The 21,289-nt window shown below is 61.7% G+C and carries 20 protein-coding genes; 7 read left to right on the top strand and 13 right to left on the bottom strand.

Features of this window, described 5'->3' with window-relative positions:
* Positions 1 to 17 precede the first annotated feature (17 nt).
* Positions 18 to 947, bottom strand: coding sequence for a LysR family transcriptional regulator (locus BLS57_RS02830; RefSeq protein ID WP_093738943.1), 930 nt, complete (start codon positions 945 to 947; stop codon positions 18 to 20).
* The gene (gene hemC / locus BLS57_RS02825; protein ID WP_093738941.1) at positions 944 to 1,891 is read right to left on the bottom strand and encodes a hydroxymethylbilane synthase; all 948 of its coding nucleotides are present in this window, start codon (positions 1,889 to 1,891) and stop codon (positions 944 to 946) included. Before hemC ends, BLS57_RS02830 begins: the two co-directional genes overlap by 4 nt.
* 84 nt (positions 1,892 to 1,975) lie before the next feature.
* Here hemC and hemE point away from each other — a divergent pair, with 84 nt between their 5' ends.
* A complete protein-coding gene (hemE, locus tag BLS57_RS02820; RefSeq protein ID WP_093738939.1) occupies positions 1,976 to 3,016 on the top strand; it encodes a uroporphyrinogen decarboxylase in 1,041 nt (346 codons plus the stop codon).
* Positions 3,017 to 3,202: 186 nt separating this feature from the next.
* Here the strand turns inward: hemE and hemF are convergent, their stop codons facing one another.
* Both hemF and idi read right to left on the bottom strand, forming a co-directional pair.
* Entirely contained in the window at positions 3,203 to 4,084 is an 882-nt protein-coding gene (hemF, locus tag BLS57_RS02815) for an oxygen-dependent coproporphyrinogen oxidase (protein ID WP_093739160.1), read from the bottom strand.
* A 19-nt stretch (positions 4,085 to 4,103) separates the two neighbouring features.
* The gene (gene idi / locus BLS57_RS02810; RefSeq protein WP_093738937.1) at positions 4,104 to 4,634 is read right to left on the bottom strand and encodes an isopentenyl-diphosphate Delta-isomerase; all 531 of its coding nucleotides are present in this window, start codon (positions 4,632 to 4,634) and stop codon (positions 4,104 to 4,106) included.
* A 199-nt stretch (positions 4,635 to 4,833) separates the two neighbouring features.
* Between idi and BLS57_RS02805 the strand changes: the two genes are divergently transcribed.
* On the top strand, positions 4,834 to 5,316 hold the full coding sequence (locus BLS57_RS02805; RefSeq protein WP_093738935.1) for a c-type cytochrome: 483 nt from the start codon (positions 4,834 to 4,836) through the stop codon (positions 5,314 to 5,316).
* Positions 5,317 to 5,378: 62 nt separating this feature from the next.
* Here the strand turns inward: BLS57_RS02805 and BLS57_RS02800 are convergent, their stop codons facing one another.
* Genes BLS57_RS02800 through BLS57_RS02770 form a run of 7 tightly spaced genes read right to left on the bottom strand, consistent with a single transcriptional unit; the run spans position 5,379 to position 13,049 of the window.
* On the bottom strand, positions 5,379 to 6,524 hold the full coding sequence (locus BLS57_RS02800) for an iron-containing alcohol dehydrogenase (protein ID WP_093738933.1): 1,146 nt from the start codon (positions 6,522 to 6,524) through the stop codon (positions 5,379 to 5,381).
* 3 nt (positions 6,525 to 6,527) lie between these two features.
* The gene (locus BLS57_RS02795; protein ID WP_093738931.1) at positions 6,528 to 7,901 is read right to left on the bottom strand and encodes an aldehyde dehydrogenase family protein; all 1,374 of its coding nucleotides are present in this window, start codon (positions 7,899 to 7,901) and stop codon (positions 6,528 to 6,530) included.
* A gap of 2 nt (positions 7,902 to 7,903) precedes the next feature.
* Positions 7,904 to 9,268: a glutamine synthetase family protein gene (locus tag BLS57_RS02790; RefSeq protein WP_093738929.1), complete on the bottom strand. Its 1,365-nt coding sequence runs from the start codon at positions 9,266 to 9,268 to the stop codon at positions 7,904 to 7,906.
* A gap of 59 nt (positions 9,269 to 9,327) precedes the next feature.
* Entirely contained in the window at positions 9,328 to 10,365 is a 1,038-nt protein-coding gene (locus BLS57_RS02785; protein WP_093738927.1) for a TRAP transporter substrate-binding protein, read from the bottom strand.
* A gap of 49 nt (positions 10,366 to 10,414) precedes the next feature.
* The gene (locus BLS57_RS02780; RefSeq protein WP_093738925.1) at positions 10,415 to 11,740 is read right to left on the bottom strand and encodes a TRAP transporter large permease; all 1,326 of its coding nucleotides are present in this window, start codon (positions 11,738 to 11,740) and stop codon (positions 10,415 to 10,417) included.
* The gene (locus tag BLS57_RS02775) at positions 11,740 to 12,306 is read right to left on the bottom strand and encodes a TRAP transporter small permease subunit (RefSeq protein WP_093738923.1); all 567 of its coding nucleotides are present in this window, start codon (positions 12,304 to 12,306) and stop codon (positions 11,740 to 11,742) included. The genes BLS57_RS02780 and BLS57_RS02775 overlap by 1 nt, the downstream gene beginning before the upstream one ends.
* Entirely contained in the window at positions 12,303 to 13,049 is a 747-nt protein-coding gene (locus BLS57_RS02770; RefSeq protein WP_093738921.1) for an N-formylglutamate amidohydrolase, read from the bottom strand. Before BLS57_RS02770 ends, BLS57_RS02775 begins: the two co-directional genes overlap by 4 nt.
* Before the next feature lie 140 nt (positions 13,050 to 13,189).
* Here BLS57_RS02770 and BLS57_RS02765 point away from each other — a divergent pair, with 140 nt between their 5' ends.
* From BLS57_RS02765 to BLS57_RS02745, 5 genes are all read left to right on the top strand, one after another.
* Positions 13,190 to 14,062 carry a MurR/RpiR family transcriptional regulator gene (locus BLS57_RS02765; RefSeq protein WP_093738919.1) on the top strand — a complete coding sequence of 291 codons (873 nt, stop codon included), beginning with the start codon at positions 13,190 to 13,192 and terminating at the stop codon, positions 14,060 to 14,062.
* 134 nt (positions 14,063 to 14,196) lie between these two features.
* Positions 14,197 to 15,249: a quinolinate synthase NadA gene (nadA, locus tag BLS57_RS02760; RefSeq protein WP_093738917.1), complete on the top strand. Its 1,053-nt coding sequence runs from the start codon at positions 14,197 to 14,199 to the stop codon at positions 15,247 to 15,249.
* A gap of 12 nt (positions 15,250 to 15,261) precedes the next feature.
* Positions 15,262 to 16,824: an L-aspartate oxidase gene (locus BLS57_RS02755; RefSeq protein WP_093738915.1), complete on the top strand. Its 1,563-nt coding sequence runs from the start codon at positions 15,262 to 15,264 to the stop codon at positions 16,822 to 16,824.
* A complete protein-coding gene (gene nadC, locus BLS57_RS02750; protein WP_093738913.1) occupies positions 16,821 to 17,666 on the top strand; it encodes a carboxylating nicotinate-nucleotide diphosphorylase in 846 nt (281 codons plus the stop codon). Before BLS57_RS02755 ends, nadC begins: the two co-directional genes overlap by 4 nt.
* Before the next feature lie 43 nt (positions 17,667 to 17,709).
* Positions 17,710 to 18,168, top strand: coding sequence for a GNAT family N-acetyltransferase (locus BLS57_RS02745; protein ID WP_093738911.1), 459 nt, complete (start codon positions 17,710 to 17,712; stop codon positions 18,166 to 18,168).
* Here the strand turns inward: BLS57_RS02745 and BLS57_RS02740 are convergent.
* The gene (locus tag BLS57_RS02740; protein WP_093738909.1) at positions 18,158 to 19,666 is read right to left on the bottom strand and encodes a heme biosynthesis protein HemY; all 1,509 of its coding nucleotides are present in this window, start codon (positions 19,664 to 19,666) and stop codon (positions 18,158 to 18,160) included. The genes BLS57_RS02745 and BLS57_RS02740 overlap by 11 nt on opposite strands.
* 10 nt (positions 19,667 to 19,676) lie before the next feature.
* Positions 19,677 to 21,221, bottom strand: coding sequence for a hypothetical protein (locus BLS57_RS19895; RefSeq protein ID WP_244153582.1), 1,545 nt, complete (start codon positions 21,219 to 21,221; stop codon positions 19,677 to 19,679).
* Positions 21,222 to 21,289: the final 68 nt, after the last annotated feature.

The following is a 21,289-nucleotide window of genomic DNA, read 5'->3' as shown; positions in this document are numbered from 1 at the left end:
GTGCAAATTATTATATTCTATTGGCGTGAAAGGTTTTTGTGATCGTGGGCGAAGGACATGGCGCAGTCCCGCGCCAGTTCGGCGGCGCGGGTGACATGGCCGGGCGTGCGTTCGGCATGGTAGCGCGCTGCGACCTGCAAGGGCTGCGGATGCCACGGCGCGGGGAGGATCTTTAGCGTGCCCTCCGTCAGCGCGCCGGCCACCATCACCCGTGGCATCACCGCAACGCCCATCCCGTCCAGCACCATATTCATCGCCGCCGACAGGCTGCTCGACGGGACCAATCTGGCTTTCGGCGCGGTGGTCCCATCAAAGTGATGGATCAGATCAAGATGCGCCTGCGTGTGACGGGCGTGGCCCAGCACCGGATGGCGCACCAAAGCGGCGAGGTCGGGCGCGGGGCCGATCTGCGCGGCGAGGTCTGGGGCCGCGACCCAGACGTAGTCATAGGTCGCCAGGTCCAACTGCCCGCTGGCGGGGGTAGAGAAAGGCGCGGTTTGCAGGGTCAGATCAAGCGCATTGGCCGCCAGTTCCTGATCCAGATCGCGGGACAGATCGACCGTGAGTTCGACTGTGAGATTGGGATAGGCCTCGGCCAGCGCGCGCAGAAAGGGGCGGAGCCATGTGCTGGCGACGACTTCGGTCACGCCAAGGCGGATGCTGTCGTCGATCAGGTCGGGCCGCTCGGCGATCGTGACCAGACCTTCGGCTTCACGCAGGACCTGCCGCGCTTGGGCGAGCAGGGCGGTGCCTTTTTCGGTTAGGCGGATCGAGCCAGCGTCGCGCTGCATCAGGGTCACGCCCAGCGTGGTCTCTAAGCCCGCAATCCGGGCCGATATATTAGGCTGCGTGGTATTCAGATGCGCGGCGGCGCGGCGAAAGCTGCCCAGATCGGCGACCCAGATCAGCGCTTCAAGCTGTTTCAGCGTGAAGAGATTGCCGATCATTCGCGCCAGTCAAAAAAGCCCGGCCCGGCCTCGGCCAAAAGCTTGCGGGCCATATCGCGCCCCGCTTCGGCTCCGTCGGAGATCGTGCAAGTGACATCATCACCGATGGCGTCTGATCCATCCGGGCGCAGCACTTGGCCGCGCAGGCGCATGTTGGTGCCGTTGAGTTCGGCCAGCCCGGCAATGGGGGTCTCGCAGGAGCCGTCCAGCGTGGCGAGAAAGGCGCGTTCGGCGGCCAGTTGTTCGCCGGTCTTGCGGTCATGGATCGCTGCCAGCATCTCTGCGGCGCGGGGATCGTCCATGCGGCGCTCGATACCAATGGCACCTTGGGCAATCGCGGGCAGCATATCATCCGTATGCACGGCAGCCTTTGGCACTTCATCCATCTTCAGGCGGTTCAGCCCCGCCATGGCGAGGAACGTCGCCTCGGCCACACCGTCCTCCAGCTTTTTCAAACGGGTTTGCAGGTTGCCGCGGAACTCGACCACTTCCAGATCGGGCCGCCGCAGTTTCACCTGCGCACGGCGGCGCAGGCTAGAGGTGCCGACGACTGCGCCTTCGGGCAAGTCAGCGATGGACCTCAGATGCGGTGAGATAAACGCGTCCCGCATGTCTTCGCGCGGCAGATAGGTGTCGATCACCAGCCCGCCGGGCTGCAGCGTCGGCATGTCCTTCATCGAATGAACGGCGATATCGATGGACCCATCGAGCAATGCCGCTTCGATCTCGCGGGTGAACAGCCCCTTGCCGCCGATCTCTTTCAGCGGGCGGTCGATGATCCGGTCGCCTGTGGTCTTGATCACCACGATGGTGAAAGCCTCGAACGGCAGATCAAAGGCCTGGGCGAGCCGGTCGCGCACCTCATTCGCTTGCGCAAGCGCCAGAAGCGATCCGCGTGTGCCGATGTTGAGGGGCTGGGCCGGGGTGGGGAGCTGATACGTCATGACGCATCCCTACCCCCGTCGACATGAACTGACAACTGCTGTACCTCGCTTCACAACGGCTTTGCCATATTTAGGAGCGCCATAATGACCGCAAACAAGACCATCCTGCGCGCCCTTGCGGGCGAAACCCTGCCAACCCCGCCAATCTGGATGATGCGGCAAGCTGGGCGCTATCTGCCCGAGTATCGCGCGACACGGGCAAAGGCGGGTGATTTTCTGTCGCTTTGTTACAACCCGGAACTGGCCGCCGAGGTGACGTTGCAGCCGATCCGGCGCTATGGGTTTGATGGGTCGATCCTATTTGCGGATATCCTCTTGGTGCCGCAGGCGCTTGGGGCGGACCTGTGGTTTGTCACCGGCGAAGGCCCGCGGCTGTCGACGATTACGACCAAGGCCGAGATGGAAGCGCTGAAGCCTGCCGATGCGATCCACGACCACCTCGCCCCGATTTACGAGACCGTGCGCATCCTGTCGCGCGAATTGCCGGGTGAAACGACGCTAATCGGCTTTGCCGGGGCGCCTTGGACGGTGGCGACCTATATGATTGCGGGCAAGGGCACGCCGGATCAGGGTCCGGCGCATGCGTTGAAGGACGAGAACCCAGAGGTCTTTGATGCGCTGATGGAGCGGATCACGCTGGCGACCATCGAATATCTCGACATGCAAATTCAGGCCGGGGCCGAGGTGGTAAAGCTCTTTGATAGCTGGGCTGGGTCCTTGCAAGGCACGGACTTTGACCGCTACTCGACCGAGCCCTTGCGTCAGATTATCAGTGCACTGAAGGCCCGGCACCCACAGGTGCCGATCATTGCTTTCCCGCGCGGTGCGGGTGCGCGCTTTGCCAATCTGCATGCGGCGACAGGGGCGGACTGTATTGCGGTGGATGACGCTGTGAGTGCGGAATGGGTGGCAGAAAACGTGCAGCCGCATGGTTGCGTGCAGGGCAATCTGAAGTCCTCGCATATGGTGACCGGCGGTGAGGCTTTGGTTCAGGAGACGCGGGCGATTGTAGATGCGCTGTCGAAGGGGCCGCATATCTTTAATCTCGGGCATGGGATTACGCCGGATGCGGATCCGGAGAATGTGCAGTTAATGATCGACACAGTGCGCGAAAAGCGCAGCTAAACGTCCGCATTGAGGGCCATCGCCTGCCCGCGAGTCGGCGATGCAACGCTCGGTTCATGCCGCTTTATGGTTCAGCCGTGATGTGCGTTCTCAGTGTCGCACCCAGCCTCACTCAATCGCCTACCCGTCCGGGCGGGCAGGCGATGGCCCGGCGCCTGCGGCTTGATTCCGGGCCGGGTCATTACTTCAAGCCCATTTCGCCATCGGCGGGAGGCTCATCAGCACCGCGTCAGGGTCGTGCCCCGTTTCCAACCCAAATTTTGTGCCCCGATCATAGACAAGGTTATACTCAGCATAGAGCCCCCGATGGCGCAGCTGCACGTCCTTGTCATCCATATCCCACTCCGTCTCGCGGCGCTTATCGACTAGCGGCACATAGGCAGGCAGGAAGGCACGGCCCACGTCTTGGGTTAGCGCAAAGTCAGCTGCCCAATCGCCACTGTTGCGATCGTCATAAAAGATACCGCCCACACCCCGCGCACGTTTGCGGTGGGGAATGTAGAAATACTCGTCAGCCCAAACCTTGAGTTCATTATAGAGCGTCGCGCCATGGGCATCGCAGGCCCGCTTCATCTCGGCGTGAAAATGCGCGGTGTCCTCGTCATACTCGATACAGGGGTTCAGGTCCGCCCCGCCACCGAACCACCATGCATGCGGGGTCCAGAACATCCGGGTGTTCATATGCACCGCCGGCACGTGGGGGTTTTGCATATGCGCAACCAGACTGATGCCCGAGGCCCAAAACCGCGGGTCATCGGCCATGCCAGGCAGCCCCTTGCGCGCTGCCATCGCCGCCTGCGCGCGTTCGCCCAAGGTGCCGTAAACGGTGGAGATATTTACGCCCACCTTTTCAAACACCCGACCGCCGCGCATGACGGACATTTCGCCGCCGCCCGCGTCTGAGCCATCCGGCGCAGTGCGGGTCGTGTTGCTGACAACGAACTCCCCCGCTTCCTCTTCGCCCACGTGACGCGCCTCAATGTCGTGAAAAGCCTGCACGATCTCGTCGCGCAGCGCGCGGAACCAATCAGAGGCGCGGGTCTTTTCGTCTTGCATGTCGTCGGTCATCTCTGGCCCACCTTTCTGGTTAATCGGTTGCCCCATCGCCAAGGATCAGCCCTTCGTGCTCGGCCATATAGATCCGCAGCCAGGGCGTATAACGTTCGGGGTTCTGCGCGAGGTCGGCATGAAGGTCGCTGAGTGTCATCCAGCGCGTCGCCATCACCTCGCCAGGATTGTTCGCAATTTCCAAGTCTTCGGTCGCGCGAGCCAAGAAGACTTCGACCACCTCATGCTCGATCAAGCCACCTCCAACGTCAGCGCGGTATTCGACCTGTCCACGATGGGTTAGCTTGAGCCCAGAGATCCCCAGTTCTTCGTCCAACCGCCGCTGCGCACAGACTTCGGCTGGCTCGCCCCATTCGGGGTGGGTGCAACAGGTGTTCGCCCAAAGGCCCGGCGTGTGGTATTTGCCAAGCGCGCGCTGTTGCAGCAGCAGCTTGTCGCCCGCGATCACAAAGATCGACACCGCCATATGCCGCAGACCGCGCTCATGGGCGGCGAGTTTCTCGACCGGCTGAAGGGTGCCATCGACCCATGCGGGGACCATGATCTCCATCAGATGCGCTCTGCCGCTGTATTCATGCCGCCCCCCGGGCCCTGAGAAAATTCACTCAGCGTTATCGTGGGAATTCCCCGTAGGCTCAACCATTAACCGGATGACGGCCAAAGCGATGCTACACTTTGGCGCAGCCCACGCCCTTTACCCTGTCAACAGAGACGCTAGTTTCCTTCCGGAAAGCTGGAGGAGTTAACACATGAACATGCGTATCGCGTCTATTTTTGCCCTATGCCTCGGAGCAACCCCGCTGTGGGCCGACGGTCATGCCACTGGGGATGCCGAAGCTGGGGAAAAGGTATTCCGCAAGTGCAAAAGCTGTCACATGATCACCGATGATGAAGGCAATGACATCCAAAAAGGGGGCCGCACCGGGCCGAACCTTTATGGCATCTACAACCGGGTCGCCGGGTCGGTCGAAGATTTCCGCTATGGCGATTCCATCGTTGAAGCGGGCGAAGCTGGTCTGGCATGGAACGAAGAGGCGTTCGTTGGCTTTGTCGCGGACCCCAAGAAATACTTGGCTGAGTACCTCGACGTGAAGCGGGCGAAATCCAAGATGTCCTACCGTCTGAAAGACGAAGAAGACGCCAAGAACGTTTGGGCCTATCTGGTATCGGTTGGCCCTGAGGTCACCGAAGAAGATATGGAAAAAGCAGACGACGCCAAAGAGACTGAATAACGTCTCGTTTTAAGCGCTGCCAAAGAACAGGGGGCCGCATCATGCGGCCCCCTGTCTTGATTTCAAAGACACTCTCGCAGCAACTGCGTTGTGTTTTCGCGGGTGAGTTCGATCGGATTGCCGCCGCAGCTTGGGTCTTGCAAAGCCGAGGCCACCAGCGCGTCGATGTCGGGATCGGTGACACCGAGATCGGTCAGATTGGCGGGAATGTTCAACTCCGCGTTCAGCTTGCCCACGAAATCGTAGAACCCATCAAAGCCGCCGACGATGTCGAGATAGGCTGCCGCCTTGGCCAGACGCTCCTCGATCGCCGGGCGGTTCATCCGCAGCACCGGCTGCATGACCACCGCGTTGGTGGTCCCGTGGTGCGTATGATGCACAGCGCCGATGGGGTGGCTCAGCGCATGGATCGCGCCCAAGCCCTTTTGAAACGCCGTGGCCCCCATCGCGGCGGCGGACATCATATGCCCCCGTGCTTCGATATCGGTGCCATCGGCATAGGCGCGGGGCAGGTACTCTTTGACCAAACGCATCCCCTCCAGCGCCATGCCTTGGCTCATCGGGTGGTAATGCGGCGAGCAGAAGGCTTCGAGACAATGCGCGAAAGCATCCATCCCGGTGCCTGCAGTGATCATTGGCGGCATACCGACGGTCAGTTCTGGGTCACAGATCACCACTGCGGGCAGGATTTTCGGATGGAAGATGATCTTCTTCTCATGGGTCTGCGAATTGGTGATGACGCTGGCGCGGCCCACTTCGGAGCCGGTGCCGGCAGTTGTCGGCACGGCCACGATGGGCGCGATGCCCTCGGGGTCGGCGCGGGTCCACCAATCGCCGATATCCTCAAAATCCCACAGCGGGCGGGTCTGGCCCGCCATAAAGGCGATAACCTTGCCCAGATCGAGGCCAGAGCCACCGCCAAAGGCAATCACCCCATCATGGCCGCCCTCTCGGTAAATGCGGATGCCCGCTTCGGCGTTCATCTCTGTCGGGTTTGGATCAACGTCCGAGAACATCGCCCGGCCAAGGCCCGCAGCCTCCATCAGATCGAGCGTGGACTGGGTGATCGGCAGATAGGCCAGCCCCTTGTCGGTGACCAAAAGCGGTTTGGTGATGCCCGCCGCAGCACAGGCCTCGGCGATCTCGGCGATACGGCCCGCGCCAAAGCGGATGGCGGTGGGGTAGGACCAGTTGGCAGTCAGGGACATGTCTCAGGCTTTCTTAAGGTGGTAAGATTTGGGGCGGGTCAGCGCGTGATAGCCCAGTTCCGACAGGCCCGCGCCGCGCCCGGTCTGCTTGCAGCCCGTCCAGCACAGCGCCGGGTCGAGGTAGTCAGCGCGGTTCATGAAGACGGTGCCGGTTTCCAGCCGCGGGGCCATGGCCTCGGCGGCCTCAACGTCCTTGGTAAAGATCGCGGCGGTCAGGCCAAACTGGCTGTCGTTCATCAGCGCGATGGCTTCCTCGTCGTCCTTGACCGGCATGATGCCAACCACGGGGCCAAAGCTTTCGTCGCGCATGACGCGCATCTCATGGGTCACATCCGTCAGGATCTGTGGTGTGAGATATGCGCCGCCATCGTCGGCGGGCATCTTTTCGATATGCGCCTTGGCACCGGCGGCGACGGCCTCGTCGATCTGAGCGCGGACCTCATTGGCGAAACGCACATTGGCCATCGGGCCAAGCGTTGTCGCCTCTTCCAGCGGGTTGCCCAAGGTGAGGTTGTTCACCCAGGCCACGGCCTTTTCTACAAAGGCGTGATAGAGGCTTTCGTGCACATAGATGCGCTCGATCCCGCAGCAGCATTGGCCCGCGTTGAACATCGCGCCGTCCATCACGCCATCGACCGCCGCATCCAGATCAGCATCGGCGCGGACATAGGCCGGGTCTTTGCCGCCAAGCTCGGTCGCGACACCGGTGAAAGTGCCCGCCGCCGCGCGCTCCATCGCCTGACCGCCGCCGACAGAGCCGGTGAAGTTCACGAAATCGAACGCATTGTCGGCGAGCAACGCTGATGTGGTGTCATGGCTCAGCACGACGTTCTGGAACACCTCCTCAGGCACGCCCGCCGCGCGGTAGGCATCGGCCAGATGCTCGCCCACCAGAATGGTCTGCGAGGCATGTTTCAGGATCACCGCATTGCCCGCAATCAGCGCGGGCCCGATGGTGTTGTTGGCGGTCATATAGGGGTAGTTCCAAGGCGCCACGACAAAGACCACGCCATGCGGCTCGCGCATGATCTTGCGGGTGAAGGCGTCGCTCTCCTCAATCACCTTGGGCGCCAGCGCCTCGCTGGCGATCTTGGCCATATGGCTGGTGCGCTCCTGCAGCCCGCCAAATTCACCACCATAGCGCACTGGGCGGCCCATCTGGTGCGCCAGTTCCTCGGTCATCCGGTCGGTGGAATTCTCGATCTCTTTCAAGGCACCCATCACCAGATCGACGCGCTCCTGCAGGGGCCGTGCCGCCCATGCCTTCTGCGCCTTGCGGGCGCGGGCCACGGCCTCTTGCGCCGCCGCTTGGGTCAGGGTTTCGCGCTCCGCATAGACCGATCCGTCGATGGGAGAGATACATTTTACCGTCGTCATACTCAGGCCCTTTCAAAGCCACGGGCGATTTCCCAGTCGGTCACCACCCGGTCATATTCTTCCTGTTCCCATTCCGCCGCGCGGCAGTAATGGGTCACTACATCGTCGCCCAGCACCTCGCGCAAGAAGGTCGAGCCGCGCAGGGTCTCGGTCGCTGCCCGCAGGGTCTGGGGGATGTCGACCGCCTTGCTTTCGCCGTAAGCATCACCGCGCGTCGGCGGGTCGAGTTTCATCTTGTCTTCGATCCCCTTGATCCCAGCGGCCAGTATGACCGTCTGCGCCAGATAGGGGTTCAAGTCCGATCCGCCAATACGGCATTCGACACGCACGCCCTTGGTGCCCGCCCCACAAAGCCGGAAACCCGCGGTGCGGTTGTCCACGGACCAGACGGTTTTGGTGGGGGCAAAGGTGCCTTTGGCGAAGCGTTTGTAGCTGTTGATATAGGGCGCGAGGAAATAGGTATATTCCGGCGCATAGGCGATCAAACCCGCCATATAGTGCCGCATCAAATCGGACATGCCCAAGTCATCGTCGGCATCGACAAACATCGGTTTGCCGTCTTTCCACAGCGACTGGTGCACATGGCTCGACGAGCCGACACGGTCCTTGTCCCACTTGGGCAGGAAGCTCGCGGCATGGCCCTGCTGCCAAGCGATCTCCTTGACCGCATGTTTGGCAATCGTGTGGTAATCGGCGCAATCCAGCGCCTGCGAATAGCGGATGTTAAGCTCTTCCTGCCCCGCTTCGGCCTCGCCCTTGGTATTCTCAATCGGCAGACCGGCGGCAAAGAGATGGTTGCGCAGGGGGCGCATCACGTTCTCTTCCTTGGTGGTCTGGAAGATATTGTAATCTTCGTTGTAGCCGCTGATCGGCGTCAACTCGCGGTAGCCGCCTTTGCGGATCGTGTCGAAGCTTTGCTCAAAGAGGAAAAACTCCAACTCGGTCGCCATCATGGCGTCGAAACCCAAGTCTTTCAGCCGGGCGATCTGTTTCTTCAGCATGGCGCGAGGGGAGTGAGGGACTGGGGCATGGGTGTCGTGGTCAAGCACATCGCAAAGCACCATCACCGTACCCTCAAGCCACGGCACCGGGCGGATCGTCTCAAGGTCGGGCTGCATGACATAATCGCCATAGCCCGTCTCCCATGAGGTCGAGGCAAAGCCCTCGGGCGTGGACATCACAAGGTCCGTCGCCAGCAGGTAATTGCAGCAATGGGTCTCTTTGTAAGAGGTCTCGACAAAATTCACGGCGTGAAAGCGTTTGCCCATCAAGCGGCCCTGCATGTCCACAAGGCAGGCAAGAACGGTATCCACCGAGCCGTCTTTGACCATTTTCTTCAGCGCATCGAATGTCAGGGTGCCGGGCATGTTCAGTCCACTTCAAAAGATAAGGCGGGGGCGCGGGTTGCGCGCCCCCGGTTGTCGGTTCAGCCGTTGGTATAGGGCGGACCGGCTTTGTTGATGACCTCGTTATAGTCGCGGAAGATCTGCACGATCTTGCTGTGCACTTCGCCTTCCTCGGCGATCTCGGTCCAGAACTCCTTGGCCGCATCTTCGACCTCGGCCCATTCATCCGCAGGCACGGTGCTGAGCTTGAGCTTGTCACCCTGCGCCCGCAGACGCGCCTCGCCGCCCCAGTACCACTGGTTGCGGTATGTGTGGCCCGCTTCGATACCCGCCATGACCAGTTGCTTGAGGTGATCCGGCAGATCGGCCCACTGCTGCTGGTTGACGAAGAAGCTGCCGATCCACGCGCCCGAGATGTTGTTGGTCAGGAAGTAGTCCGTCACATCGGCCCAGCCCACGGTGTAGTCTTCGGTAATGCCTGACCAAGCCATACCGTCCAACTCGCCGGTTTGCACGGCCACTTCGGCGTCCTCGTAGGGGATGTTCACCGGCACCACGCCGAACTTCGACAAGAAGCGGCCCGCGGTGGGGAAGGTATAGAGCTTCAGACCGTCCAGATCGGCGACCGACTTGATCTCTTTGGTGGTGTTGAAGTTACAGGGGTCTTGACCCGCAGCCGACAGCCATTCGACCCCAACCTTGGCGTATTCTTCTTTCCAGATCTCCGCGAGGCCATACTGATTGAACAGCACCGGCACGTCGAGGATGTGCTTGGTGGCAAAGGGGAAGTAGCCGCCGAACTGCTGCAACGGCGTCGGCGAGGCCATGCTATCGTCATCGGAATGCACCATGTCGATGGTGCCGCGCTGCATGGCTTGGAACAGTTCGCCGGTGGGGACGATCTGGTCGGCGTAGAAGAGCTCGATCTCCATCTCGCCATTGGCGGCGGCGTTGATGTAATCGACGGCAGGTTTGGTTACCTGCTCACCCAGTGCAGCGCCCGCATAGGTCTGCATGCGCCATTTGATCGGCGCTTGGGCGTGGACGATGGACGGTGCGGCCAGCGCCGCTGGGGCGGCTACGGCGGCCCCGGATAAGAACTTTCTGCGAGTGGTCATAGGTCTCTCCTTTGTTGAAAATCAGGCCGTCTTTGCGCGGCTCTCGTTGTTATTTGTCGTAGATGTAATCGGGCAGCCATGTCGCGATCTGTGGGAAGACCATGACAAGTATCAGCGCCAAGACCATCACCAGCACGAAGGGCGTGATCGAGGCATAGATGTCGCGCAGCGTGATCTCTGGCGGGGCCATGGCGCGCATCAGGAAGAGGTTATAGCCGAAGGGCGGCGTCATATAGGCGATCTGCGTGGTGATCGTGTAGAGGATACCGTACCAGATCAGATCAAAGCCAAGCGCACCGACCAAAGGCACGTAGAGCGGCGCCACGATCACCAGCATCGCGGTATCGTCAAGGAAGGTGCCCATGAGAATGAAGCTGAGCTGCATCAGGATCAGGATCATCCAGGGGCTGAGGCCCATCTTCTCGGTAAACAGGCTCTCAATCGCCTTCACCGCGCCCAGCCCGTCAAAGACCGCGCCAAAGGCAAGTGCTGCGAGAATGATCCACATGAACATGCAGGTGATCCCCAGCGTGTTGCGCACTGAGTTCTCGAAGACCGTGCGCGTCATTCGGCCCTTCAGCACTGCGGCGATGAAAGCCGCCGCCGCGCCGATGGCCGAGCTTTCGACAAGGCTGGTCCAGCCGTTCACGAAGGGCACCATCATCACAGCAAAGATCACCAGCGGCAGGATGCCCGCGCGCAGCAGGCGCAGCTTTTCGGCGCGGGGGATGTCGCGGTCCGCAGCAGGCAGAACCGGGCCAAGGTCCGGGTTTTTCCAGCAGCGGATCACGATATAGGCGATGAACATCGAGGCCATCATCAGACCCGGCACCACACCCGCGAGCCACAACTGCCCCACCGGCTGGCGCGCGATCATCGCGTAAAGCACCAGCACGACCGAGGGCGGCACGAGGATGCCGAGGCTTGACCCCGCTTGGATCACCCCGGTCACCATCCTCTTGTCATAGCCACGTTTCAGCAGTTCCGGCAAAGCAATCGTCGAGCCAATCGCCATGCCGGCGACGCTGAGCCCATTCATCGCCGAGATCAGCACCATCAGACCAATCGTGCCAATCGCAAGCCCGCCGCGCACGCCGCCCATCCAGACGTGGAACATCTTATACAGGTCATCGGCAATGCGGCTCTCGCTCAGCACATAGCCCATGAAAATGAACATCGGCAGGGTCAGCAGCGGATACCATTTCATCAGCTTCATCGCGGCGGCAAAACCGATGTCATAGCCGCCCTTGTCACCCCAAAGCAGCAGCGCCGAGACCACGGCGATAAAGCCGATCGCCCCAAAGACCCGCTGGCCGGTCAGCAGCATCAGCATCATCGACGAGAACATCAATGTCGCGATCATTTCATAGGACATCAAATGGCCTCACCCTTAAGCCGCAGCACGTCTTTGGCGAGCTCGGACAGACATTGCAGCAGCATCAGCACAAAACCGACGATCATCACGACTTTGATGGGCCAAAGGTAGGGCCGCCACGCGGAACTGGATTGCTCCATATGACCAATCTCTTCCGCGCCGGTGACCAGCCCTCCAAAGAAGCTGAACGGCTCGGTCCCCCAATAGCCCAGCGAATAGGCGGTGGAACTGACCGCGCCATAGAGCAGCACGCAGAGATAGAAGATCAGGAAACAGACGGTGAAGAGATCAAACCACGCCTTCCGGCGCAGTGACCAATCGCCATAAAGCAGATCCATCCGCACGTTCGAGCCAAGCTGAAGCGAATAGGGCCCGCCCAAGATATAATAGCCCACCATCACAAATTGCGCCATTTCCAGTGTCCAGAGCGAGGGGACAAAGAATGCCTTGCTGACGGTGGACCACAAAAGCACCCCCATCAGGACAAAAATGCCATACATCATCACCCGCCCGATCCGCCGGTTCATCGCGTCAATGCGCCGGATATAGCCGCGCAGGAATCTCATGGTCTGGCGTCCTTCATTTCGGGCCGCGCAAGGGCGACACGCAGCCAATCGCTGATCATCGCGCCCATCTGCTGCTGTTCAGCCTCAGTCGTGATCAGATCATTGCGGATTTCCAGCATGACATGCGGATGGCCATGCACCAAACCATGTTCTTTCAGGGTATGGGTTACGCCATCTTGCGGACCGTAGGGTTCATTGCGCTCGACCTTCAGCTTGGTGTGATCCGCCGCTGTGGCGAGCATCGCATCGGCCAAGCGCGTGTCGCTGTCATGGAGAATACCGATCTCCACACTGCGCGGCTCGCCGTGATAAATGGGCGTGAAACTATGCACGGTGACAATAACCGGCGAGGCAACCCGCGTGATCGTAGCGGCAAGCGTGGCGCGGAACGGCTCGTAGTAGCGCTTTACCCGGTCCGCACGGGCCGCATCGTCGAGCGCCGCATTGCCGGGGATCGCGAAAATCTCGCTTTGCGCAGGCATCGCACCGAGCGCTTCGGGCGGACGGTTACAGTCGTAAACCAGCCGCGACACGCGACCTGCAACCAACACCGCATCCAGCTCATCCGACATCTTTCGCGCAACGCTCAGCGCGCCCGGGTCCCATGCGACATGGCTTTCGCGCGCAGCCGCAGCGAGGCCAAGACCCTCAAACTGCGCAGGAATGTCGCGCGACGCATGCTCACAGACAAGCACCACCGACGCCTTGGCGCCTGCGTTGATCACCTCAACGGCCTCCTGCATTGCGTCGCTTGTTTCTGACACCCTATCCCCCTTCGCTGCATCGAACCTCATGCGGACAGTCGCCTCTGTCAACAAAATTATGTCGGATTTATTACACCCTCTCGCAGTTTGTGCTATTACTCGTCAAAAGAGAGGCGCGCATGGCTGAACCTGCACTGACGATTTCCGACCGCATCCAGCAGGAACTGGACCGTTTGACCCGCGCCGAGCGGCAGTTGGCCCATTCGATTCTCGAAAACTATCCGGCTTCCGGCCTCGGCCCGCTGACCGCACTCGCCAAGGACGCCAATGTCTCCACGCCCACCGTGGCGCGGATGGTGCAAAAGCTGGGGTTCAAGGGCTACCCGGAGTTCCAGAACGAGCTGCGCGAGGAGCTAAAAGCCAAAGCCAAGAACCCCATCGCCAAACACGACACTTGGGCCGAGGGGGCGCCTTCGGGCCATGTGCTCAACCGCTTCACCGATGCGGTGATCGACAACATCCGTCACACGCTGGGCCAGATCGAGCCCGAGACCTTCGACCGCGCCTGTGCGCTGATCGCCGACACCAAGCACCCGCTCTACATCGTTGGCGGGCGGATCACACACACGATGGCGGAATATCTGTTTCTACACGCCCAGATCATCCGCCCAAAAGTGACCCATATCCAATCGACCTCCAACGCATGGCCGCACTACCTGTTGGACGTGGGTGAAGGCGATGTTTTCGTGATCTTCGATGTGCGTCGCTATGAGAACAACACGCTGAAACTCGCGGAAATGGCCCATGCGCGGGGGGCGAAAATCATCTTGTTTACCGACCAATGGCGCTCGCCGGTGCACAGCCTTGCTGATATCTGTTTCTCCAGCCGCATCGTCGCGCCATCGGCTTGGGACTCTGCGGCGGCGACCCTGCTGCTGGTGGAAAGCGTCATCTCTTCCATGCAGGACATCAATTGGGCCGATACCAAGGACCGGGCAGAACGGCTCGAAGATATGTTCGACCAGACCCGCCTGTTCCGCAAATTCACTTGACCGCCACCGGGTAGAGCCCTTGCCATAAAGGGTATCGGCTTGCCCGCCCGCCCCCAGTCGTCTATGGCCAACCCGCCGGGTGTGGTGTCCAGCGCGGTGCCGTGACACGCGCCAAGGCCGGAGGGGGACCGACCATGCGTGATAAAATTTTTTCGCCCAGCGAGCTTGAGCGCCACTACGACCTTGCGCCATCGCCCGCGCTGGCCGCCGAAATGGCCGATCTCTATGCGAAAATGGACCGCGTCGTCTCGCCCCCCGATTGGGCCATCCATGCGCCCTATGTCGCCGCGATCAACAAGCTTAAGAAAGAGCGCAATGCGGTGATCCTCGCGCATAATTACATGACGCCCGACATCTACCACGGCATTGCGGATTTTGTCGGCGACAGCCTGCAATTGGCGATCAAGGCGACAGAGGTCGAGGCCGATGTCATCGTGCAATGCGGCGTGCATTTCATGGCGGAAACCTCAAAGATCCTGAACCCGTCGAAAACCGTGCTGATTCCGGACATGGAAGCGGGCTGTTCGCTGGCCGAAAGCATCACCGCAGAGGGCGTGGCCAAGATGCGCGCGCAATATCCCGGCGCGCCGGTGGTGACCTATGTGAACACCACCGCCGAGGTCAAAGCTGCGTCTGACATCTGCTGCACCTCATCCAACGCGGCGCAGATCGTCGCGGCGATGGAGAGCGACACGGTGATCATGACGCCCGACAAATATCTGGCCCAGAACATCGCCAAACAGGTGCCGCAAAAGCGCATCGTCTGGTGGGACGGCGCCTGCATCGTGCACGAACGCTACACCGCCAAAGACATCGCCGACTATCGCGAATGGAACCCCGACACCCGCATCATCGCGCATCCCGAATGCCCGCCCGATGTGGTGGCCGAAGCCGACTTTTCAGGCTCTACCAGCGGCATTCTGGACTATGTCCACCGCGAGAAACCGGCTAAGGCGATGCTGGTCACCGAATGCTCCATGGCGTCGAACATCGCGGATGAGTTGCCCGAGGTCGATTTCGTCGGTCCCTGCAACATGTGCCCCTATATGAAGAAGATCACGCTGGAAAAGGTGCTCTGGTCGCTGCACACCATGTCCGGCGCGGTCGAGGTTGAGGCTGAAGTCGCGGGCAAGGCACGCGTGGCCGTGCAGCGGATGATCGACCTCTCCCGCGACCTCGGCCTGTAAGGGCCGCGCCCCGTGCAAGAGATCGCAACCGGCAGGATCATCATCGTCGGCGCGGGCCTCGGCGCGCTTTATGCCGCCCTTTGCCTCGCGCCGCTCCCGGTGTTGCTGATCTCGCCCGATAAGTTGGGCACCGGCGCCAGTTCCGCCTGGGCGCAAGGCGGCGTGGCAGCAGCGATGGCCCAAAGCGACAGCGCCGCCGCCCATGCCCAAGACACCATCGCCGCCGGCGCAGGCACGGTCGAGCCACGCGTGGCCGCGACAGTGACCGAAGAAGCCCGTGCGCATATCCTTGCCCTGACCGATTTTGGCACCGCTTTCGATCGCGGCGCTGACGGCGGCTATGTCCTTGCCCGCGAGGCCGCGCATAGTTTTGCGCGGGTGGTGCGAGTGCAGGGCGATCAGGCTGGGGCAGAGATCATGCGCGCCCTGATCGAACGGGTGCGGGCGACCCCCTCCATCCAAGTCCTCGAAGGCGTGCTCGCTTGCGGCTTGGACAGTGACGGCACAACGGTCTCCGGCGTCGCGGTCGAACTGGCGCGGCCCGAAGGCTCCGCGCCGGTGATGCTGCGCGGCGCGGGTGTTTTATTGGCAGGCGGCGGCTCCGGCGGGCTTTATGCGCTGACCACCAATCCCGCCCGCATCCGGGGCCAAGTAATCGGCATGGCCGCCCGCGCCGGTGCCTTGATCGCGGATGCGGAGTTCGTCCAATTCCACCCCACCGCCATCGACTGCGGCGAAGACCCGGCCCCGCTCGCCACCGAAGCCCTGCGCGGCGCGGGGGCGCATCTGGTCAACCGCGAGGGCCAGCGCTTTATGGCGGACCTCCACCCGCTGGCCGAACTCGCCCCGCGTGACATCGTGGCACGCGCAATCTTTGCGCAAACGCAAGCGGGGCTGCGCCCGATGCTCGACACCCGCACGGCCTTGGGCGGTGCGGTGCTGATCGACTACCCCGCCGTCGCCGCCGCCTGCGCGCGCAATGGCATCGACCCTGTGACCCAGCCGATCCCCGTCGCCGCCGCCGCGCATTACCACATGGGCGGCGTGGCAACCGATGCGCATGGACGGTCGAGCTTAGGCGGGCTCTGGGTCTGTGGTGAGGCCTCCTCCACCGGCTTGCACGGCGCGAACCGGCTGGCCTCGAACGGGCTGCTCGAAGCGCTGGTTTTTGCCCGTCGTGCGGCGTTGGACATGCTGGAAAATTGTGTCGCAAGTGATGCAACCGAGGTGACCTTGCCTGATCTGCCGCCAGGTGTAACACCGGACGAACACCTGATCGCCCAGCTGCGCCGCACAATGACTGACCACGTCGGTGTGTTGCGCGAGGCCGAAGGCCTGCAAACCGCTCTGCGCCACATCGCGCAGATCGAAGCCGCACAGCCCGATTGCACCCAACTGCAAAACATGACTGCCGCCGCTACGCTGATCGCTGCCGCCGCCCTTGCCCGGCGCGAGAGCCGCGGCGCACATTGCCGCACCGATTTCCCAGACACGCTCGCCCTCGCGCAGCGCAGCTTCATGACGCTGGCCGACGCCATCGCCTTCCGCCCAACCCCCGAGGACCTCCCCGCATGACAACCGCCCTGCCCGATCTGATCCTTGAGCCCTTGGTACGCGCCGCACTGATGGAAGACCTTGGCACCTATGGCGATGTCACCACCCGCAGCGTGATTCCAGCAGGCACGACCTACACCGCCCGCCTGCGCGCCCGTGCGGCGGGCGTGGTCTCGGGTATGCAGATCGCCCGCATGGCGTTTCATCTGGTCGACCCGACGCTTCAGGTGCGCACGCTCAAGACAGACGGCAGCACCATCGCCAAAGGGGATGTACTCATGGAAATCGAAGGCTCTGCCGCCGCAATCTTGTCCGCCGAACGCGTGGCGCTGAACTTTGCCGGACGGCTCTCGGGCATCGCGACCCTCACGGCGGCCTGTGTGGCGGAGACCAAAGGCACCGAGACCCGCATCACCTGCACCCGCAAAACCACCCCCGGCCTGCGCATGGTCGAAAAACAAGCGGTGCTGCATGGCGGCGGGTTCAACCACCGTTTCTCGCTCTCGGATGCGATCCTGATTAAGGACAACCACATCGCTGCTGCGGGTGGCATCCGGCCCGTGTTGCAGGCGGTGAAAGCCAATGCCTCGCATATGATCCGCGTCGAGATAGAGGTGGATACACTGGACCAACTGGCCGAGGTGCTAGACGAAACCGGCGCGGATGTTGTGCTCTTGGACAATATGGACACCGCTACGCTCTCCAAAGCCGTGGAAATGGCACAGGGGCGCATCGTGCTTGAAGCCTCGGGCAACATGACCCTGCCGCGTATTGCCAAAGTCGCCGCAACCGGGGTGAACTATATCTCCATGGGCGCGCTGACCCATTCCGCGACAACACTGGACCTCGGGCTCGATTTCTGACCCACTGGGGCAACCACCGCGCCTCAGCGAAGGGAGCCCCAGCATGACGACACCGAAAAGCCTGACTATCCGCCCTGTCAAAGATCACGACCGCGCCGATTGGGAGCGGCTCTATCAAGGCTACGCGGCCTTTTACAAAGTCGAGCAGACCGTGGAAATGCGCGCCCGCGTCTGGTCTTGGCTACATGATCCGCTGTCCGAAGTCGAAGGACTGGTCTGTGAAAACGCGCTTGGCAATGTGATCGGCATTACCCATTTTCGCCGCTTCGCCCGGCCACTGGCCGCCGCGACAGGCTGCTTTCTAGACGATCTTTTCGTCGCGCCAGAAGCCCGGGGCAGCGGCGCCGCCGATGCGCTGATCGGCGGCGTGCGAGAGATCGCTGAGAAACGCGGCTGGAGCCTCGTGCGCTGGATCACGGCCGAGGATAACTACCGCGGCCGTGGTGTCTATGATCGGCTTGCCATGCGGACCAATTGGGTGACCTACGACATCAAGCTGTAGGGTCTGGCGGCCGCTTTGACGTGTCTTGCTGCCCGGAGATTTCCGGGTCGGTTACCAGTTCCGCCTCTTCGATATCATCCGTGCGGGTGGTCAGCGCGCCCTCAGTCGGGGGTGCCGCCTCGGGTGTCCCAACGATGAGTGGCAACATCTGCACGCCGCTGGGCATCGCAACCTCGGACAGTGGTGGGGTTTTCCATTCCAACGTGTCGAAGCTCTCGCAGTTCTCGCAGATCGGCTTCCATTCCGCGTGAATATGGTGGCAGTTTTCGCAGATCCACTGTGGCCCGCGCGATACGTTGAGCGCCCGTGTAAGCCAGCCTTTGACCACGGTATCCGATGCCCCCTCACCGCGTTCAATCGCAGCCATTAGAGTCACCGAGCGGGCCGAAGGATCGGTCTCCACCAGATCACCAAGCGCACGGCGGGCCTCTGGGAAGTCCTCGTTTGCGATGTGCAACTCAGCCAGAAGCATCTTGGTTTCGGCATGATCGGGCTGCGATTTGGTCAGCGCCCGGAAACGTTTGATCCGCTGCTGCGGTGTCTCCTCTGGCTGAACTTCGGCAAAGGCCGCAGCAAGGTCGGGGTGCGGGTGCACGCTCCAAGCCTTCTGCAAGACTTTTGCGGCGTAACGCGGTTTGCCCTGATCAATATAGCCACGGGCCGCCATGACCGCTGCTGGCACCAGATCGGGCGACAGGCGGTTGGCTTCAATCGCCGCTTCGCGGGCTTCGATGCTGTTGCCTTCGGCGATGACTTCGCGGGCCTCTGACAGGGCCAATACCGCGTCACGACGTTTGTGCACATCGCGGGGCAGGTGACCGTTCTTGTACTTGGCCTGCAAGGTGTGCCGCGCCCCGGTCCAATCGTGCTTTTCAGCTTGCAGCTTCAGCAATGTATCGCCGGTTTCTTCGTGCTTGGGCTTTAGGGCAAAGGCTTTCTCAGCCAGTTTCAGAGCAGTTTCCGTATCCCCCTCGGCCAGCTTTTGCTTCATGATACCGCGCACACCGACGAAACGTGTTTTCTCGTCCTCGACCAGCTTGCGATAGGTGCGCTCTGCTTTGTGGTGATCTCCGGCCAACTCGGCGGCCTGCGCGGTCAGCAAGTTGGTCAGCGCGGGGCGTTTGAGGTAGCGGTCGGCCTTGGCGGCTTTGGCCATTGCCAGTTGACCCTCACCGCTGGCCAGCGCCATTAGACCATCCGATAGCGCTTCATAGCCTTTACGCTCGCGGTTGCGGTCAAAGTAGCGCGACAGCGCGGTCTCATCCCCATTAAGGAAATGCCAAGTGGCCGAGAGCAGTGCTACGATCTTGAGCAGCAGCCAGACCGCAAGCATCAACAACAGCACAGCGATCACCGATTGCAGCGGCCCGAGGGTGTATTCGGTGCCCGCGACGGTCAGTTGAATGCCGCCTTGGCTTTCGAGCAAGAACCCTGCGCCCCAAGCAAGGGCAGCGACAAGCACGACGAACAGAACGATTTTAATTAGAGACCAGAGCATTTTTCGTTCCTCAGTTTGCCGTCAGGCGTTGTGACAGATCGTCGGCGGCGTTTTCCGCCGCCTGACGGGCGCGTGCATCGGCCAGCCAGTCCGCCATGGCGGCCTGTGCGGCTTCTGGCAATGTATCGATCTCGGCCAGCGCATCGGTCAACCGACCGTCACGTACCGCAGCTTCGGCGCGGGATAGGACCGCGTCGGGGTCAGAGCCTTCTCGCGGTGCGACGGACCGGGCGCCCAACTGGCGCTTGAGGAAGCTTCCGAAACCGCCCTCGCCTTCGTCCGGGACCGCAGCGCGGGCTTCTGCCAACGCTGCGCGGGCCGCATCAGGGTAGCGCGCTTGCAAATTGGCCAAGGTCACGACCCCTGCCAAGGCCGTTTCGTTCAGCGCTTCGGGGATATCTTCTACCCCCGCGTCGCGCAGTTCCGAGAGGGGGGCCTCATAGGGCCGACCAGCGGTAAGCGCTGTGTTGATCCGGGTCATGGCAGTTTGCGCACGGGCCGCTTCCGCTGCTTCAGCGGTGGCTTCCTCTACGCTCTGGGCGTTTTCTAACAGCCCTTCGATCTCAGCGCGCTGCGCCGCTACGGATTCTCGCAAGGCTTCCATTTCGCGCTCAAACGCAGCAACGGCGATATCGTTATCGCCACCGCTAGCGGGTTGTTTTTCGACCGTGGTCAAGCGGCTGTCGATCCCGGAGAGTTGCTCTTGCAAGGCAGCCAATTCCTGTCGCGCGGCCTGCAGTTCTTCGGTCAAAGCATCAACCTGTGGCAGGCTTTCCGGCAGCGCTGCGGGTTCAGCGGCACGAGCTTCTAGGTCTGCGATACGGGCCTGCTGAGCTTCGAGCAGCTCTTGCAGTTCCGCATCACTCTGCGCGCGTGTGCCCATCACATCGTATTCCGCTGCGGCGAAACCCAGACCTGCGGCGATTGCACCGCCCAAGAGCATCGGGAAAAAGACGCTACGCTTGCGCTCTCTAGGCGCAGCCTCTGGGGTCGCGGTGGTCGAAGAGGTGCTTGAGCTAGAAGCCGATGTGGCAGGCTTGTCTGCGGCGCCCTTTGGATTGGATGCCGCAGAACTTGCGCGAGAGGTGCTCGCAGATTTGTCGGCTTTGGTATCCGCGACAGGTTTGCTGCTGTCTAGCGGCGGATTGCCCGCGCCAGCAGAGGCGCCCTTGCTCTCTGTCGAGGTGGTCGCTTTTGCAGATGTCGCGGCTACGGGGTCTGATTTGCCGCCCTTCTCCGGAGAGGGCGTATCCCCAGGTTTTGGCGTGTCAGGCTTCGACGGACTCTCCGCTTTGCTGCTTTTCTCAGCAGTTGCCCCTTTTTCGGCCTCAGCGGAGGTCTTCGCCGCGGATTTCGCGACATTGCCTTTCGCAGCGTCACCTGAAGGAGACGTATCCGGCTTATCCGCCGCAGCTACCGACGGCTTCGCGTCGCCGGAGCCTGTCGTTGTCGCGTGGTCCTTGGGCTTGTCCGCTTCTACCTTCGGCGCGGCGGAGGAGGGTGTCTCGCTTTTATCCGCTTCGCTTTTAGTGACTGTCTTCTTGGGTTTCGCCACGCCGCCCGCCTTTCCGATTCTGAACCTGTCTGTCGCTCGCCGCGGCAAGCTTATCCGGCATAATAAAG

This window comes from Sulfitobacter delicatus, from assembly GCF_900102535.1.
GTDB lineage: Bacteria > Pseudomonadota > Alphaproteobacteria > Rhodobacterales > Rhodobacteraceae > Sulfitobacter > Sulfitobacter delicatus.
This window is presented reverse-complemented; position numbering and strand designations above follow the sequence as displayed.